Below are 16,312 nucleotides of genomic sequence, written 5' to 3' on the forward strand. Positions count from 1 at the left end.
AAGGAAGAATGTTGTGGCTTCTGTTGAATTTAAACATGTTGAAAAAGTCTATTCAGGTGATGTGCATACCGTTAAAGACTTTAATCTAAAAATTAATGACGGTGAATTTATTGTCTTCCTTGGCCCATCTGGCTGTGGCAAGTCGACCACCTTAAGAATGCTCGCTGGCCTAGAAGACATCTCTGGTGGTGAAATTCTTATCAATAATAAAGTCGTCAATGAGCTAGAGCCCATCGAACGTGACATCGCCATGGTGTTCCAAAGCTACGCGCTTTATCCGCACATGTCGGTTTATCAAAATATTGCCTTTGCCTTAAAACTGGCTGGAATGAGCAAAGCTGACATCGATGAAAAAGTTCGTCCCGTTGCTGACATGTTGCAATTAACCCCTTTGCTGGACCGCAAACCCAAAGCGCTTTCTGGTGGCCAACGTCAGCGCGTGGCAATGGGACGTGCCATGGTAAGAACCCCAGAAGTGTTTTTATTCGACGAGCCGCTTTCTAACTTAGATGCAAAACTGCGAAACTCCATGCGAGCGGAAATTAAAGCACTGCATAAGAAAATGAAGAAAACCACCATTTATGTGACACACGATCAGGTGGAAGCCATGACGCTGGCAGATCGTATCGTGATATTGCGTGATGGCAAAGTCGAGCAAGTAGGCACGCCTAGAGAGATTTATCACTCCCCTGCCAATAAGTTTGTCGCCGGTTTTATTGGCAGCCCAGCAATGAACTTCATTCCAGTGGCTTTAAACAAACAAGAAGGCTGGCAGGTGGATCTTGCAGGACAAACATTACCCTTGCTGGGTGACGTTGACGACCATCAATCCAGTGCTAACGCGACCTTGGGGATTCGCCCTTGTGATATTCATATCACGCCAGATTTACTTAGTAATCCGTTAGTCATCAAAGGCAAGGTGGAGAATTTAGAATTGCTTGGCTCAACGATCCAGCTGACAAGTCGCTTGGGTGAGAGCCAAATCACCGTTGAAGCCCCATCCAGTCATATAGTCAATGAAGATGATGAAGCCAACTTTTATATTGATGAGTCACGTCTTCACATGTTCAACGACCAATCTGGGCTGTCTATTTACAAACCCAAAGGCAAACCTGAATCGGTTGTCAGTCAATAAAAGCTCAACATCGTTGGGCAAGCTCCATGATGGGCTTGTCCAACGTGATTAAATGGCACTTCGGCTTCGGTATAGGGCAGCATGTTCGAGACAATATTCCCCGGCTAGTTCTTGCATCACCTGAACATCTTGTAACATTTCGGGTGGTTTCCCGTACGCTAACACGGTAATTTCGTCGCCGGATTCCAAGCAAACAACAGGCAGGCTAACTTTACGATAACCATCTATCGCCGTAATTCTTTCCAATGTGTCCATCTCGGCTAAAACGTCATCGGTCACTTCAAACACCTGTCCTTTCACAGGATGCCCTTTGCCTTCCTGCAACACCAACCAAGGCGAACACCGCTCGCCTACCAGATATAAGGGGTAACATGCTTTGGTTGCAAAATCCCCACGGTAACGAATGCCTTTATTCGTTTTAAAATTAGGAAAACCTTCCTTCAAAGTTCCAAATACAAACACTTTAGGCATCTAGTTTGCTCCTTTTTAGCGAGTAATTTGCCCTATTAACCAATTAACAAATACTTCAATTCTCGGATCTTTCTTCGGATCATCCAATGTTAAAATCGCATAATCATATCCTGTAGATTGCATACCTAATGGTGCAATAAGCCGTTGCGTCTTTAAGTCATCTTCTACGAGTGGGATAGATCCAATTGCCATACCTAGTTGTTCTTGTGCGGCCTGCAAAGCATAAAAGAAATGATCAAAATACTGCTCATTTTTTGGAGCCAGATTTTCCATTCCATTAGCCTGTTTCCAGTCATTCCATGCATTGGGCCGAGTACGACTGTGTAACCAACTAGCCTTGTTTACATCTTTCTCAACACCATCCCAATAAACTTGAGAGCAAACAGGACCGGATGATTCAGCACAAAGTGTCGTTACTTGATAATCTTCATGGAAGCCAAAGTCCATGCGTCGAATCGCAATATCACAATTTTCCGATAAGAGATCAATCGGACCACCCGCCATCCGTAGGTCTATATTCAGTTCTGGACACAATTCCCGAAAAGTACCCAAGCGAGGCATTAACCAACGCATGGCTAAACTGGGTTCGCACGACACAGTAAGAAATGGCGATGAGCTATCATGACGGTGGATTTCTTCCACTGTATGACTCAGTGCATCTAACGTTTCAGATGTAGTTTTTAACAACCTTTGCCCAGCTGACGTGAGATACACTCGTCGATTACGCCGAACAAATAACTGCACACCAATACGGTCTTCTATTTGCGCAACCGCTCGACTAATCGCACCGTGAGTTAAATGAAGCTCTTGGGCTGCACGAGAGAAACTTTGATGCCGTGCAGCCGCTTCGAAAGCGGTCAAAGCACCTAGAGGAGGTAATCGCCTTTTTGTGTGATTATTACTCACAATATACTCCACTTTCTTTCGATTTTATTTGTTTACTCGCGAGTTCATACTCTTATTATTCACACATTAGAGTATCTTCCTATGTTAAATATCAATCAATTTGAATTGTATTCTGTGGTCATCATTACATTATTGGCCGTTATAAGCCCTGGACCAGACTTTGCCATGGTATCGAGAATTTCCTTACTACAAGGACGAAGAGAAGGCATTTTAAGCGCTTTAGGGATTAGCGCCGCGATCAGCGTACATTTGACTTATACTCTATTGGGATTGGGCATTGTTTTTGCCAACAATGTTTGGGTTTTAAATACGCTACGATATCTGGGGGCAATGTATTTAATTTGGTTGGGCATTTCCGCCCTATGGCCGGATATAAAAGCACTTTTTTATAGAACAAAATTTAACCAGCCAACGGAGCCATTAAAAAGTGAAAATCCTTATCAAAATGAACTAAGCAGAAACAGCTCAGCTTTTTGGTCTGGTTTTGCTTGCAACGCACTCAACCCAAAAACCATGTTATTTATCGTTTCTTTATTTAGCCAAGTAATTTCTACAGATACCTCTTTACTAATGGAGCTGGGTTACGGTGCTTACATCGCTTTAGCGCATCTTGTTTGGTTCGCGTTAGTGGCCTGTTTATTAACATCAGCAAGCATTCAACAAAAAGTTCTGGTCTTTAAAGTATGGATCGAAAGAGTCACTGGTGTCCTAATGACAACACTTGGTTTACGTCTGTTAATGAATAGCCCTTAGGAAAAGTAAAACGCCTTGTCACGACTTTCGCTCTGAAGCCGCAATATCATTATGGCTTCTTAAAAAAGACAGGTGTTTAGCATAAAAGACCTTTTCTGTAGCGCCGTGCTGTAAGGCTTTTTTATAAATTGAAGCAACAAAAATATCGGCAAGACTAAAATGCAGGCCTATCGCATAGTTAGACTCAAGACAAATACTAGAGCTTAATGTATCAAGACATTGAGTAATCCATTCACCTCGAAGCGCTTGTTTTGACACATCATCCAGCTCTGGACGCAAAAACCTAAGCACTGTCTTATTTTGCGGTGAATGAATACTTGAATTCACGTACTCACAAACACGGCGAACTTGAGCTCTCTCAAAAGACGTATTACCCAGCAAAGAACGACCGGAGAAGCACTCTTCAAGATACTCCAAGATCGCCATTGATTCTGACAAGATAACACCATTAACTGATAGGGAGGGCACATAACCAAACGGGTTGATATCTAGATAACTTGTCGCTAATTCTTCCGAACTGATCTCAATACGTTGATAAGAAATTTCCTTGTAATTAAGCGCCCATTCGACTCTTTCTGAACTATTTGAGCCATTTGCACTGTATAAAACCACTTCCATACCTTCTCCCATATGGCCTTTTTACTCATTTATACTAAAACGCCGTTTTATCAAACACCAGCGTGAAATGTTAAACAAAAAATTGCGTTCAAAATGCACATAAGTGTGGATGATAAGCAGGTTGATAGAGTTGATCATAATCCACTGGTAAACTTGCTGAATTTACTTTTCATAAGGCTTAAATACTATGTCTACTGCAATAAAATCAGGCTTGAATGTGACCAAGGTCACGGGATTTAGCACGCTATTGATGACGACTTTCTTAGTGGGTTGCAGTGAACCACCAGAACTTCAAACGGTTGAAGGTTACGCCCAAGGTACAACCTATCAAATTAGTTTTTGGTCGGAAGAAGAAGTACCTGTCACCGAAGTACAAACAGAGTTTAACGATACACTGGCTAAAATTGACAAAGAGCTTTCCACTTATCGCCCAGATTCCTTTATTTCAGAATTTAACCGCAGTCCTTCCGTTGGCTGGCAGCCAGTATCTGAAGATTTTGTTGAACTAGTAAAAATTGCCCAAAACATACACGCCAATTCAGAAGGCTGTTACGATCCTACGGTTGGTCCTTTGTTCGACTTATGGGGATTCAAAACCGACAAACTTCACGTACCTACGCCAGAAGAGCTCACAGCACTTAAAGCAGAAATCGGCATAGATAAAATCGAAGTAGACGAAGAAAATTTACGGATACGCAAAACTCGCCCTTTTCTTCAGCTTGATTTCTCTTCTATGGGTGAAGGTTACACCATTGGTAAGTTGAGCCAAGTACTGGAATACAAAGGCTACGATAACTACATGGTGCAGTTTGGTGGCGATATGAAGATTAAAGGACATAAGCCAAATGGTGACCAATGGCGGGTGGCAATTCAAAGCCCTATTCCATCCACTGAAGGCGGCCCAAAAGTATACAAAGTTATTACGGTGAAAAACGAAGACGGCGTGACCTTGGATACATCAGGCACATATAACCGTCATTTCGATGAAAACGGTGTGGAGTACTCTCACATTCTTAATCCTAGCACCGGCAAGCCCATCACTCACGATCTCGTTTCTGCCTCGGTATTTGGCACAGACCCGAAAGTCAGCGATGCATGGGCTACGGCTATGTTATGTCTTGGCCCTGTGGAAGGTGCAAAAATCGCCAAAAATGAAAACCTAGAAGTCTTCTTCATTGAAAGAAAGAACGACAAACTAGTGAACTCCAGCAGCGATGCTTTGCTTAAAACAGACAGAGTAAAGTTTGATTAATGTATCCATTCGACAAACAAAAAAGACCGACTAGCTTTGCTACTTGGTCTTTTTCATTAAGTATTAGTGCATCATTACACATCGGGAATCAATCGTTTACCAATACTAGTAACACTGTCAGGGGTATAGCCTTGTTTATCATAAAATGCCAGAACCTGCGCATTAGAAGAGCGAACAACGATATTCAGTTTAGGACAACCTAACCCCGTCAATACTGTTTCAATATGCTGCATTACATCTTTGCCATAGCCTTTACCTTGGTGATCTGGAGAAATGGCCAAATAAAATACAGATCCCCTATGCCCATCATACCCAGCCATCGCCGAAGCAATGACCTCTCCGCTTTCTGTATCCTCTCCGACAAAAAACAAATCTGGTTGATAAGCTAGCTTTCTGCTGATGTCTTTATCTGGATCATTCCAGGGCTTCGTTAAATCACAGCGTTGCCACAAAGACTTTACAGCTTCTCTGTCATTTTGGGTAAATAGTCTTATTTTCATACTCCGAATCCTTTTATATTTAAAAGAGAGTAATAATCTAATCAATATCCTAATACATACCAATTACTCATAAATTAGCATGCTTGTTTTTCTTTACTAAGTGAACAAACAAACACTTCGCCCCCAGTACGATTCGAACCTTTCTTGGCAGTGCGATCATGCTTTCTTACCTTGTTCTGCTTTAAGTGGTGGCGAGCGTATGAAAGTGGCATTACTAATCACCAGCTACCTAGCGAAGGAATCTTGATTCTCGATGGAACAGACAATCACCTAGATCTTGATAGCCAAGACCAACTCAGCAACCCTAGACAATTATCAAGGTGCATAGATCTTCTAACACATCAAAATGGCTGGATTAGAGCGGATAAGGTCATGATAATCAGTAGTTAAATAAAAGAAATTAGAAGCTCTAAAAATAAGAAGGTTGCAGACATAAAAAATGGAATGTCTGAAGAATAAACAGACATTCCATTTTATTAATACAAACAGGACGTGCTTTTTAAAAACCTAACAGTAAACAGCGAACTTTACTTCGCCATCACGGCTTTATTAATCTTTCAAACGTATGATCCGCCATACCTGCCGATAGTCCACCATCAACATTTATCGACTGCCCCGTTATATAGCTGCAATCCGAAGCCGCTAAAAAATGACACAGTGCCGCCACTTCCTCAGGTTGACCAACCCTACTCATGGGGCTAGTTCGCTCGGTCATTATGACTTCAGGATGGTCTGGTGTGAGCATTTCAGTCCATATTGAAGCAGGGCAAATGGCATTCACACGAATCTTTCTCGGTACCAGCTCCATGGCCGCCACTCGGGTTAAGCTGCATACCGCCGACTTTGTTGCCGAATATTGCCCATAACCGGGATAGCCCACTTTAGAAACGTCAGAAGATGTATTGATAATTGAGCCACCATCATTCATATGAAGTGGTGCAAAGCGCAAGCCGTTGTAAACAGCTTTAACATTAATCTCCAAGATGCGTTGAAATTCATCAGCACTTTGCTCGGCAATCGTTGGGCCAGAATTTTCAATTCCGGCATTATTCATAACAATGTCGAGCTTCCCAAGACGCTTTTCCGCTTCGGCAAAACATGCGCGCAATTGTTTTTCATCGGTCACATCCGCTTGCAGAAATATTCCGTTTATTTCATTCGCGAGATTTTCGCCATCACGGCGACCAACAATCGCCACCTTAGCGCCTGCTGCGGCAAAACGTCTTGCCGTCGCCAAGCCAATTCCAGACGTACCACCAGTAATGAGCGCATTTAACCCTTCGAGAGAGAACATTCAAACCTCCATTTTGTATCGACGAAAATACCCGCATGGTATTAATGACATGTTATCAACGCCCTGATTTTGAAAGCGCATGCATCAGGTGTTCAGAAAAAACCCTCTAGCGGGTCTCCACCTTCATAGTGTTCAAATTGCATCAAAGCACCGATGAAGAGATTATGCAGATCAACTTGAGAACCGATATCAAGCTTTTTGTAGCTGTTGCGCAAATGAACCCTTACTGTTCCCGGCGAAATAAACAGTTTTTCCGCAATGGCGGCAGGAGAATACCCCTGCAATACCATTCGAATCACCGCACACTCCCGCTCGGTCAGTTTTGAAGAACCAAAATTGGCCAATGCCTGGTCCAACTGGCGATTAAGCGGCTTCGAGAGCTGTTCGCCCCAATGTTGTTGGCAGAGCATATCAATGAGAGGCGTTAGCGTTTCAAGCAGTTTCTGTTCCGATAGATTTAAACGAGACGAACTATCTTTGCCATGACCAATGCTCAGATGCAGAAACTGTCCTCCTGGGAAGATAATCAGGTAACCACATTCATCTTCTAGTCCGATCTTAACCAAATACTGCTTATAGAATTCACTTTGACGAAAGCCATCAGGCACGAGTTCGTCATAAGTGAAAAATTGGCTTTGTGTCAGCTCGACACTCGCTCGGTAAAATGGATCAAGCAAATAGGCACCCGCAAGATACATATCAATGGACTGGTTACCTATCTGCTCGTTTTTTTCCGAAACTAGAACTTCTGGCTTATCCTCAAAGAGGATTAGCGTCATCTCATCTCCTGGTACAAATTGCTTAATCACTTCAATCAGCAATTGCGGAAAGTCGTCACTCCCAATCTTTGGAACGAGCTGAACCAAGCCTTCAGACAAACGGCCAATCATTGTCAACGCGGTTGGGGGTATTGTTCTGCTCATCAGTACCTCATTTGTATGTGTCTGCCACTGTTTGTTGCAGAACAAGCAACGCCACCCAGCAACAAAAAATTATAACTGCATGATAACGGTTTTTACCTGCAGGAAGTGCTCTAATTGCTCTGGCCCCAAATCACGACCAATTCCCGACTGCTTGTAACCGCCAAATGGCAAGGAAGAATCCATCGCATCATGGGTGTTTACAAACACGGTACCGGCTTCCATTTTTTTAATCAGTCGATGTGCTCGGCTAACATCTTGAGTAAAGACCGAAGCCGTCAGACCATAGTCCGAATCATTCGCTAGACGAATAGCCTCTTCTTCTGTATCAAATGGAATCACCGCAAGCACTGGACCAAAGATCTCTTCTCGCACGATCTTCATTGAATTATTACAATCAGCAAATACGGTGGCTTGCATATAATAACCAGGACGATCCATTTGCTCACCGCCACACACGAGTCGAGCGCCTTCGGCTATACCCGATTGAATATAATTCAGTATCTTATCCAATTGACCACGACTAATCTGTGGCCCTTGCGTAGTGCTGATATCAAGCGGATCACCTGTCACCATACCATTGGCCGCTTCAGCAACCGCTGCGACAGCTTGTTCATAAAGACCACGCTGAACATATAAACGTGAACCAGCAGAGCAAGTCTGGCCGGAATTAAAGAAGACGGACTGCAGTGTTCCTGTAACGATATCTTCTAGGTTTGCATCATCAAAGGCAACCATCGCAGACTTTCCACCCAACTCCAACGTGGCTGGATTCATATTCTCCAAAGCGGCTTTACCTACCAGCTTACCGACAGGTGTAGAACCTGTGAAGGATACTTTATTGATTCCAGGGTGACTGGCAAGCGGGCTACCTATTTCTACCCCTGTACCGATAACAATATTAACCACACCATCTGGCAATCCCGCTTCCTTCCAGATTCTCATCAAATAAATCATACTCATAGGAGTGATCTCAGCGGGCTTCAGCACAATAGTACAACCCACTACCAGCGGCGCGCACATTTTCCACATTGCCATATTCAAAGGCCAGTTCCATGGAACAATGGCACCGACAACGCCAATAGGTTCTTTCAGAGTAAAGCCAAATGCTTCCCCCGGACAAGAAACATTACGAGTATGACCTTCAATCTTGGTCGTCCATCCGGCCATGTAACGTAAGAAGTCAATTGATCCTGCGATATCAACTTCATGACAACCACTGATTGCTTTACCAGCATCAATCGCTTCCAATTCAGCCAAGGTTTGAGCATGCTCTTCCATAACATCAGCCATGCGAAATAATAGTGCTTGCCGTTCATTCGGTTTCATTTCTGCCCAGGGTCCGCTACGAAAAGCGCGATTAGCTGCTGCAATGGCTTGGTCCAAATCCCCGAGCGTGGCTTTAGGAACGGTTAGCAAATGCGCCCCAGAAGAAGGATCTTCTACATTCAGTGTTGCACCATCTTCACTATCAACGAATTGGCCATCAATAAACATCTTCTGATGACCGGCTTCAAGAAAAGCACGGGTCTGTGGCGTTACATGGTATTTGTCCAGCATTGCTTTAATCGTCTCATTCATAACGGGTCTCGTCTTGTTTTTTTGTGGAAATCAAACGAATAGAGTTGATTGGATGAGTAACAAGACTCTCTTGCCGCTCAACACTCACTTTCGTAGACTACTCTGAATCCCCCCGAGCCAAAGCGGTATACCCTTTGCAGGGTATTTTTAGGCGTACATTACTTGTCAATTACGCCATAGAGGTTATTTTCTTTCTTTGTTTTTCAACCCAGACTTCATTTCTTCTTCATCTCAGAATAATTTTATGACCTGAGGCGAACCAAGCAAACCGCGACTATCTATTAGCGACTACTTATTCTTGAAAGGATAACAACATGACAAATAATTCATCTCTGGCTAGCCGAAATCCACCTCGGTTTGAACTTTCCCAGATAAAATCCCTGGTTCAGGAATTGTATGGTTTAGAAGGTAGCTTCACAGCACTTAATAGCGAGCGAGACTTAGCTTGGCTAGTTCGCAACGAAGAGGGACCTCTAGGGGTTATTAAAATCTCCAATGCGCAGGAGCCCGAGGGCATTGTTGACCTACAGATTAAAGCCGTTGAACATATTCTTGAGCAAGAACCAACATTGGCCGTTCCTCCAACCGTTGCGACCAAACAAGGTCGAACTTATGAGTGGATTACATCGGGTCTGAGCGGTGAGCGCCACATGATCCGTCTAATAGCGTTTATGGATGGCCGTGTAGTCGAAAACACACCCGAAGCTTATTGTGATGAGTATTACTTTAATATCGGTGCCACCATGGGTCGTATAAATTCAGCTCTGCAAAGCTTTTATCATCCCTATGCAGGGAGCAACCAGCACCTTTGGGATCTTGGACATTGTCTACAGTTACGTGACATGCTCCCCGGTCTACCCGAAGGACAGTTGCGTGATCTGCAAACGGCTATCCTAGATAAAGCAGAGCAACAGATATTACCGGCGCTAAAAAAGACCCGCTGTCAACTGGTACATCAGGACGCTAATGACGCCAATGTCATGGTCACTCATAACGATGCAACTCAAATCGCCGCCGTTTTGGATTTCGGAGATGTGGGCTTTAACAGCATCTTAGCGGAAATCGTTACCATTGCAGAAACCTACGCTGAAGGCGAAGAAGACCCCATTCGCCCTTTACTACATGTTGCTCAAGGATATGACAGCGCTTACCCACTTACAGGGCAAGAAGTCGACCTACTGTTTGATGTTATGCGTCTACGATTGGCCATGGCCTCCATCATAATCAACTACCGTAAACTTAACGATCCCGAAGCAGGAACGCATCTTGAAGATCGCTTTTTTACAAAAATGCTCTTAAAGCTAGAGGAAATGGGCCAAGAAACGGTCACGCGCCGATTACGTGAAGCCCTTCGCTTCCCTGTTTACAGCCCAGTTGACAACCAAGGTCAGCCGTTTTCGAACCAACAAGATGAGCTTATCCTGCATAGAGAACGGAACCTAGGCAAAATCTGGCACTTTTATGATCAGCCGTTGCACATCACCCGAGCTCAAGGGGGTTGGATGTACAGTGCTGATGGCACAGCCTATCTTGATGCCTACAACAATGTGCCGCAAATGGGCCATTGCCACCCGCATATTGTGAAAGCCATCGCTCGCCAAGCCGAAGCGTTAAATACCAATACGCGCTATATGTGTGACATTGTTGCTGACTATGCAGCAAGACTGACCAAAGACCTACCCGATCATTTGGACACCTGTATTTTTGTCAACTCAGGCAGTGAAGCTAACGATTTGGCAATACAAATCGCCCAGTCCTTAAGTGGGCATAAAGGCGGATTAGTTCTAGATAACGCCTATCATGGCTGTACTGAATTGACGACGAAATATTCACCTGAGTCTTGGCAACACTTGCCCGATGCTCTGCACCCACAACAAATCGAACGCTTGATTGAACCCGATATGTACAATGGTCCTTATGCGGATGAAAGCAATGCAGCTGAACGTTACGCAGCGGATGCGGATCGCGCCATTGATGACTTGGCTAAGCGTGGTTTTAAACCTGCGGCATTAGTGCTTGATACCGCCATGTGCGCCCATGGTGTGATCACTCCACCTGACCAGTATTTTGACCTCATTGCCGAAAAAACGCGTGCGGCAGGTGGTTATGTTATTGCCGATGAAGTTCAAGCTGGACTTGGACGCATGGGCTCATTCTGGGGCTTCATGGGCGCAGGACTTAGCTCAGAAAAAGTCGACTTTATCACCATGGGCAAACCCGTCGCTAATGGCCACCCACTGGGTGTGGTGATTCTATCCAGCAAGATGATGGAGCAATTTATTGGTGGTACCCACCCTCTTCTATTTAGCACCTTTGGCGGAAATACCGTTGCCTGTGCCGCCGGCATGGCCGTACTGGATGTGATTGAGCGAGAAAACCTTGTTCAGAAATCCAACCAAGTGGGCGATTTGTTACGCATGAGACTACGCCAGTTGGCAGAAAAACACCCTCTGATTGGCGATATCCGTGGACGTGGTATGTTGGTTGGGATTGAATTAGTCACTTGTCGAGATCAACGCACACCAGCGATAGAAGAGACGGAATTGCTGATTAAAGAGATGATTCAACGCAAGGTGATGATTGGCAAATCTCTACCCGGCACACTCAAAATTCGCCCATCACTCTCATGGGGGAATGAAGAAGTGGATTTCTTTATCAAGGCGATGGACGAAAGCCTACAAAAGCTGAGTTAAATGAGCCGTTAGTGACCTGACATCACTCTCATAAAAAATGCCTTCTGTCCCATAAAAGACAGAAGGCATTTTTGTATTCATAGCCGAACATTGGCTAACTTAAAGCGTGCTCTTCAAACCAAGCTCTAAACCTCGAACTTCTGCTAGGCCTTTCATACGGCCCAACTTTGAATAACCAGGTTTGGCATTCTTATCAAGATCATTCAAAATCTGATGACCATGATCTGGACGCATAGGAATCAAGCTTGGGGCGTTGTTGTCTTGGCGTTTTTTCTCCTCCACCAACAAGGCACGAACCACACCAACCATGTCTACATCGCCACCAAGGTGAGACGCTTCATGGAAGCTGCCCGCGACTTCCTCACGCTTAGTTGAGCGCAGATGCGTAAAGAAAATATTCGAGCCAAAGCGTTGCACCATATCAACAAGATCATTGTCAGCACGAACACCATAAGACCCCGTACACAAAGTAATGCCATTAACAGGGCTTGGCACAGCACCTAACAACCACTCAATGTCATCTTTCACTGAAACAACACGAGGTAGACCAAGGATAGGACGCGGTGGATCATCAGGATGAACCGCCAAACGTAAACCACCTTGTTCAGCGGCAGGCACGATTTCTTCTAAGAAAAGCTTCAGGTGTTCACGAAGTTTGTCTTTATCAATACCAGCGTATTCATCTAATTTAGAGCGGAACTGCTCTAGGGTGTAACTTTCTTCTGACCCTGGAAGACCCGCGATGATGTTTGCCACTAAACGGTCTTTATCTTCTGGCTTCAAGTTTTCTAAAAAGACTTTTGCTTGCGCTTTTTCTTCGTCACTGTATTCATTTTCAGCACCTTTACGCTCTAAAATATACAGTTCAAATGCGGCAAAAGCGGTTTGGTCAAAACGTAATGCGCGGGAGCCGTCTGGCAGCTCATAATCCAAATCAGTACGAGTCCAATCCAGCACAGGCATAAAGTTGTAGCACACGGTATCAATGCCACATTCAGCCAAGTTAAGCAGTGTTTGCTTATAATTCTCGATATACTCTAGGTATTTCCCGGTGCGCTTTTTAATGTCTTCATGAACAGGCACGCTTTCCACCACAGACCAACGCAGTGAATGCGATTCGATCATGTCTTTACGCGCTTTAATTGCCTCTACTGGCCATACTTCGCCATTAGGAATTTCATGCAAAGCCGTTACCACACCTGTGGCTCCTGTCTGACGAATATCCGTCAAAGTTGTTTCATCGTTTGGGCCAAACCAACGCCAAGTATGTTCCATTTTATCCTCCGAAATTCGCAGTATCGCTGCTGTTAAATGACAGACATTCAGCAACACCACTTGAAATAAGTGTTTGATAAGCTTTCAACACAGCCTTAGAAAACGACTCGTTTTGGCTGAGCGTTTTAGAAAAAATATCCTTCTGTTTCAAAGCCTCACGAATCAAGCTTGCAGAATCTGAACAGCGGTCATGAAGTTCATGTAGTGTTTGTGCCATTGGGTCATCCACCTTGTGCTTATTACCTTCAAGGTCTTCACCACGAACATAAAACAGCCAAGCCGCCACCCCTAATGTGGTTGCCGAAAGAACACGCTCTTCCTCACTAGACAAACGCTCTTCTGCGCCGTTTAGCCAACGTTGGGGGATTTTTTGTGAGCCATCCATCGCAATCTGCGACAACTGATGCTGCAAGCTGTCATTAGCAAAACGACTGATTAAGCTTTCAATGTATTCACGAACCTTAACTTCCTCTGGCAGATCCAAAGTGGGTGCGGCTTCAACACTCATGTAGTGACGAATCAAGGCGGCAAACTTTTCATCTGCCACAGCTTGCGCCACGGTCTTGTATTTCGCTGCTAAGCCAACATAGGCCAACAAGGAATGACTGCCGTTTAATAAACGAAGTTTCATGGTTTCAAACGGGTGAACGTCTTCCACCATTTGTACGCCATCGTGTTCCCAATCGGGTCGACCTTGGGGAAAATTGTCCTCCACAACCCATTGACTAAAAGCTTCACACATCACGGCGTTTTCATCGTGACAATTCAGCTCCTGCTGCAAGCGCTCACGAGAAGCGTCAGACATAGCAGGCACAATTCTGTCGACCATGGAGCTCGGAAAAGCCACATTGTCATGAATCCATTGGGCGAACGCTTTTGAGCGGTGCTCAGCCAACCCACACACCGCTTGGCGAGTTAAGTTGCCATTGTTTGGCATGTTGTCACAAGACAAGATGGTAAACGGCGGTAAGCCCAAATCTTTTCTGCGATACAAGGCTTCGACAAGTATTCCCGGTGCGGTTTTAGGCGCCGTAGGATTTGCAATATCGTGCTGAATACTTGGATCATCTTGGCGCAATGTCTTATCCGCCGGTGCTAGGTAATAACCTTTTTCGGTCACGGTTAAAGTGACAATTTTGGTCTTCTCTGAAACCAGCTTTGCGAATAAAGGCTCTTTATCTTCCCCTGCAAACAAAGCATCACGAATCGCGTTGACTTCTCGTAGTTCTACGTTCTTACTGTCTTGGTATTCGGCTATATGGTAGCGACAGTCATTGGCTTTTAGCTGATCAACCAACTGCGTATTGGAACGGATATTCACCGCACAAATGCCCCAATCACCACCTTGATGCCGATTAAGGTTTTTCTCTATGTAAACCGCTTGGTGAGCACGGTGGAAAGCGCCCAAGCCAATGTGAACAATACCAACATCAACCTTTTCAGGTTCGTATAAGCTATTTGTTGTTTTTATCTTGATCATGATGATTCCTTAAGTAAAAAAGCGTCTTAAAATCCAAAGTATTTCTTGGCGTTTTCTGAACAAATCCCTTTCACCATGTCACCCAACAACGCCATATCCGCTGGGGCTTCGCCACGCTCAACCCAGCCACCGATCATGTCGCACAACAAGCGGCGGAAATACTCATGACGGGTATAAGATAAGAAACTACGAGAATCTGTGAGCATGCCAACAAACTGACTTAACAAGCCCATTTGCGCCACACTCGTCAATTGACGCTGCATGCCGTCTAACTGATCGTTAAACCACCAGCCAGAACCAAATTGCACCTTGCCTGCCACACCGCCACCTTGGAAGTTGCCCACCATGGTTGCTAACATTTCGTTGTGCATTGGGTTCAAACAATAAAGAATCGTTTTTGGTAGCTCATTACTTTGGTCCAAAGCATCCAAGAAACCAGATAAAGGTTCGGCAAAGGCGCGGTCATCCATGGAATCAAAGCCTGAATCACCACCAATCAAATTGAACATTCTGGAGGAGTTGTTGCGGCGCGCACCAATGTGCAATTGCATCACCCAACCTTTTTTCGCATATTGCTTGCCTAACCAAACCTGTACAGCACTTGAAAACTGAGCTATTTCAAGTTCTGTCAGCGGTTCATCATCAATACGCTTTGATAAAATAGTGTCTAGCTGTTGCTCACTTGGCTCATTAGCAAAGCGCATGATTTCAATGCCGTGGTCAGCACTTCGGCAACCATGTGCATCAAATACTTCAAGACGTTGAGCCAAGGCATCAATCAAATCACTGAAACGTTTTATGTTGATATCCGCCGCTTTACCCAGTTTATTCAGGTAATCTTTAAAACCAACATGGTCGACTTTAAAAGCACGATCCGGACGCCAACTTGGTGTGACAGCTATATCAAAACTTGTGTCGTCAGCGATGACTTTATGATGCTCTAGACTGTCCGCAGGATCGTCTGTGGTGCCGACCATTTTCACATTCATTTGCTGCATGATGCCGCGTGCAGAAAACGCTGGCTGCTGTAACATTTCATTGCATTGATCCCAAATAGCGTCCGCCGTTTTGGGTGAAAACAACACATCGGTAATGCCAAATGGTCGACGCAACTCTAAGTGCGTCCAATGGTAGATGGGGTTACCAATACACTGAGGGACCGTTTTTGACCACGCTTGATACTTCTCTTTAAAACTGGCGTCACCTGTAATAAAGCGCTCTTCAATGCCGGCTGTTCGCATGGCTCGCCATTTGTAATGGTCAGCCTCTAACCAAATTTCCCCTAAATCGCTAAAACGACGATTCTCGGCTATTTCTTTCGGGTCTAAATGGCAATGGTAATCGTATATTGGCTGAGCGGCCGCGTACTCATGATACAAACGCTTCGCCGTTTCTGTGGTCAGTAAAAAATCTTCCGTCATAAAGTTTTTCATG

14 protein-coding genes are annotated in these 16,312 nt (G+C 44.6%); 4 read left to right on the forward strand and 10 right to left on the reverse strand.

Annotated features, from left to right (window positions below; genetic code table 11):
* Positions 1-13: 13 nt before the first annotated feature.
* On the forward strand, positions 14-1,135 hold the full coding sequence (locus C0J08_RS13100) for an ABC transporter ATP-binding protein (RefSeq protein ID WP_169458521.1): 1,122 nt from the start codon (positions 14-16) through the stop codon (positions 1,133-1,135).
* Between the two features lie 48 nt (positions 1,136-1,183).
* On the opposite strand, the gene C0J08_RS13105 is transcribed toward C0J08_RS13100, so the two are convergent.
* Both C0J08_RS13105 and C0J08_RS13110 read right to left on the reverse strand, forming a co-directional pair.
* Positions 1,184-1,606, reverse strand: a complete 423-nt coding sequence (locus tag C0J08_RS13105; protein ID WP_212652389.1) for a gamma-glutamylcyclotransferase family protein — start codon at positions 1,604-1,606, stop codon at positions 1,184-1,186.
* Between the two features lie 15 nt (positions 1,607-1,621).
* Entirely contained in the window at positions 1,622-2,512 is an 891-nt protein-coding gene (locus tag C0J08_RS13110) for a LysR substrate-binding domain-containing protein (protein WP_169458523.1), read from the reverse strand.
* 81 nt (positions 2,513-2,593) lie between these two features.
* On the opposite strand from C0J08_RS13110, the gene C0J08_RS13115 reads away from it, so the two are divergent.
* Entirely contained in the window at positions 2,594-3,265 is a 672-nt protein-coding gene (locus C0J08_RS13115; RefSeq protein WP_212652390.1) for a LysE family translocator, read from the forward strand.
* Positions 3,266-3,283: 18 nt separating this feature from the next.
* Here the strand turns inward: C0J08_RS13115 and C0J08_RS13120 are convergent, their stop codons facing one another.
* Positions 3,284-3,883 (reverse strand): glutathione S-transferase family protein, encoded by a 600-nt coding sequence (locus C0J08_RS13120; RefSeq protein WP_212652391.1) that lies wholly within the window; start codon positions 3,881-3,883, stop codon positions 3,284-3,286.
* Positions 3,884-4,070: 187 nt separating this feature from the next.
* On the opposite strand from C0J08_RS13120, the gene C0J08_RS13125 reads away from it, so the two are divergent.
* Positions 4,071-5,135, forward strand: a complete 1,065-nt coding sequence (locus C0J08_RS13125) for an FAD:protein FMN transferase (protein ID WP_212652392.1) — start codon at positions 4,071-4,073, stop codon at positions 5,133-5,135.
* Between the two features lie 74 nt (positions 5,136-5,209).
* On the opposite strand, the gene C0J08_RS13130 is transcribed toward C0J08_RS13125, so the two are convergent.
* From C0J08_RS13130 to C0J08_RS13145, 4 genes are all read right to left on the reverse strand, one after another.
* Positions 5,210-5,635 carry a GNAT family acetyltransferase gene (locus C0J08_RS13130; RefSeq protein WP_212652393.1) on the reverse strand — a complete coding sequence of 142 codons (426 nt, stop codon included), beginning with the start codon at positions 5,633-5,635 and terminating at the stop codon, positions 5,210-5,212.
* Between the two features lie 538 nt (positions 5,636-6,173).
* Positions 6,174-6,929 (reverse strand): SDR family NAD(P)-dependent oxidoreductase, encoded by a 756-nt coding sequence (locus tag C0J08_RS13135; protein ID WP_212652394.1) that lies wholly within the window; start codon positions 6,927-6,929, stop codon positions 6,174-6,176.
* A gap of 92 nt (positions 6,930-7,021) precedes the next feature.
* Positions 7,022-7,852 carry a helix-turn-helix domain-containing protein gene (locus C0J08_RS13140; protein WP_212652395.1) on the reverse strand — a complete coding sequence of 277 codons (831 nt, stop codon included), beginning with the start codon at positions 7,850-7,852 and terminating at the stop codon, positions 7,022-7,024.
* Positions 7,853-7,921: 69 nt separating this feature from the next.
* Positions 7,922-9,430: an aldehyde dehydrogenase family protein gene (locus C0J08_RS13145; RefSeq protein ID WP_212652396.1), complete on the reverse strand. Its 1,509-nt coding sequence runs from the start codon at positions 9,428-9,430 to the stop codon at positions 7,922-7,924.
* Positions 9,431-9,744: 314 nt separating this feature from the next.
* Between C0J08_RS13145 and C0J08_RS13150 the strand changes: the two genes are divergently transcribed.
* Positions 9,745-12,123: an aminotransferase class III-fold pyridoxal phosphate-dependent enzyme gene (locus C0J08_RS13150; protein WP_212652397.1), complete on the forward strand. Its 2,379-nt coding sequence runs from the start codon at positions 9,745-9,747 to the stop codon at positions 12,121-12,123.
* Positions 12,124-12,222: 99 nt separating this feature from the next.
* Here C0J08_RS13150 and uxuA read toward each other — a convergent pair whose 3' ends face one another.
* From uxuA to uxaC, 3 genes are read right to left on the reverse strand one after another with little or no spacing between them, the layout of a single operon-like run.
* Positions 12,223-13,398, reverse strand: a complete 1,176-nt coding sequence (gene uxuA, locus C0J08_RS13155) for a mannonate dehydratase (RefSeq protein ID WP_212652398.1) — start codon at positions 13,396-13,398, stop codon at positions 12,223-12,225.
* A 1-nt stretch (position 13,399) separates the two neighbouring features.
* Positions 13,400-14,878, reverse strand: coding sequence for a mannitol dehydrogenase family protein (locus C0J08_RS13160; RefSeq protein WP_212652399.1), 1,479 nt, complete (start codon positions 14,876-14,878; stop codon positions 13,400-13,402).
* A gap of 26 nt (positions 14,879-14,904) precedes the next feature.
* On the reverse strand, positions 14,905-16,311 hold the full coding sequence (uxaC, locus tag C0J08_RS13165; protein WP_212652400.1) for a glucuronate isomerase: 1,407 nt from the start codon (positions 16,309-16,311) through the stop codon (positions 14,905-14,907).
* Between the last annotated feature and the right edge of the window lies 1 nt (position 16,312).

The sequence above is a fragment of the Marinomonas sp. CT5 genome (assembly GCF_018336975.1).
Lineage (GTDB): Bacteria > Pseudomonadota > Gammaproteobacteria > Pseudomonadales > Marinomonadaceae > Marinomonas.

Coding starts and splice junctions, on each gene's coding strand:
- C0J08_RS13105 (WP_212652389.1), bottom strand. CDS start 1,606: ATGCCTAAAGTGTTTGTATTTGGAACTTTGAAGGAAGGTTTTCCTAAT.
- C0J08_RS13115 (WP_212652390.1), top strand. CDS start 2,594: ATGTTAAATATCAATCAATTTGAATTGTATTCTGTGGTCATCATTACA.
- C0J08_RS13120 (WP_212652391.1), bottom strand. CDS start 3,883: ATGGAAGTGGTTTTATACAGTGCAAATGGCTCAAATAGTTCAGAAAGA.
- C0J08_RS13125 (WP_212652392.1), top strand. CDS start 4,071: ATGTCTACTGCAATAAAATCAGGCTTGAATGTGACCAAGGTCACGGGA.
- C0J08_RS13130 (WP_212652393.1), bottom strand. CDS start 5,635: ATGAAAATAAGACTATTTACCCAAAATGACAGAGAAGCTGTAAAGTCT.
- C0J08_RS13135 (WP_212652394.1), bottom strand. CDS start 6,929: ATGTTCTCTCTCGAAGGGTTAAATGCGCTCATTACTGGTGGTACGTCT.
- C0J08_RS13140 (WP_212652395.1), bottom strand. CDS start 7,852: ATGAGCAGAACAATACCCCCAACCGCGTTGACAATGATTGGCCGTTTG.
- C0J08_RS13145 (WP_212652396.1), bottom strand. CDS start 9,430: ATGAATGAGACGATTAAAGCAATGCTGGACAAATACCATGTAACGCCA.
- C0J08_RS13150 (WP_212652397.1), top strand. CDS start 9,745: ATGACAAATAATTCATCTCTGGCTAGCCGAAATCCACCTCGGTTTGAA.
- uxuA (WP_212652398.1), bottom strand. CDS start 13,398: ATGGAACATACTTGGCGTTGGTTTGGCCCAAACGATGAAACAACTTTG.
- C0J08_RS13160 (WP_212652399.1), bottom strand. CDS start 14,878: ATGATCAAGATAAAAACAACAAATAGCTTATACGAACCTGAAAAGGTT.
- uxaC (WP_212652400.1), bottom strand. CDS start 16,311: ATGAAAAACTTTATGACGGAAGATTTTTTACTGACCACAGAAACGGCG.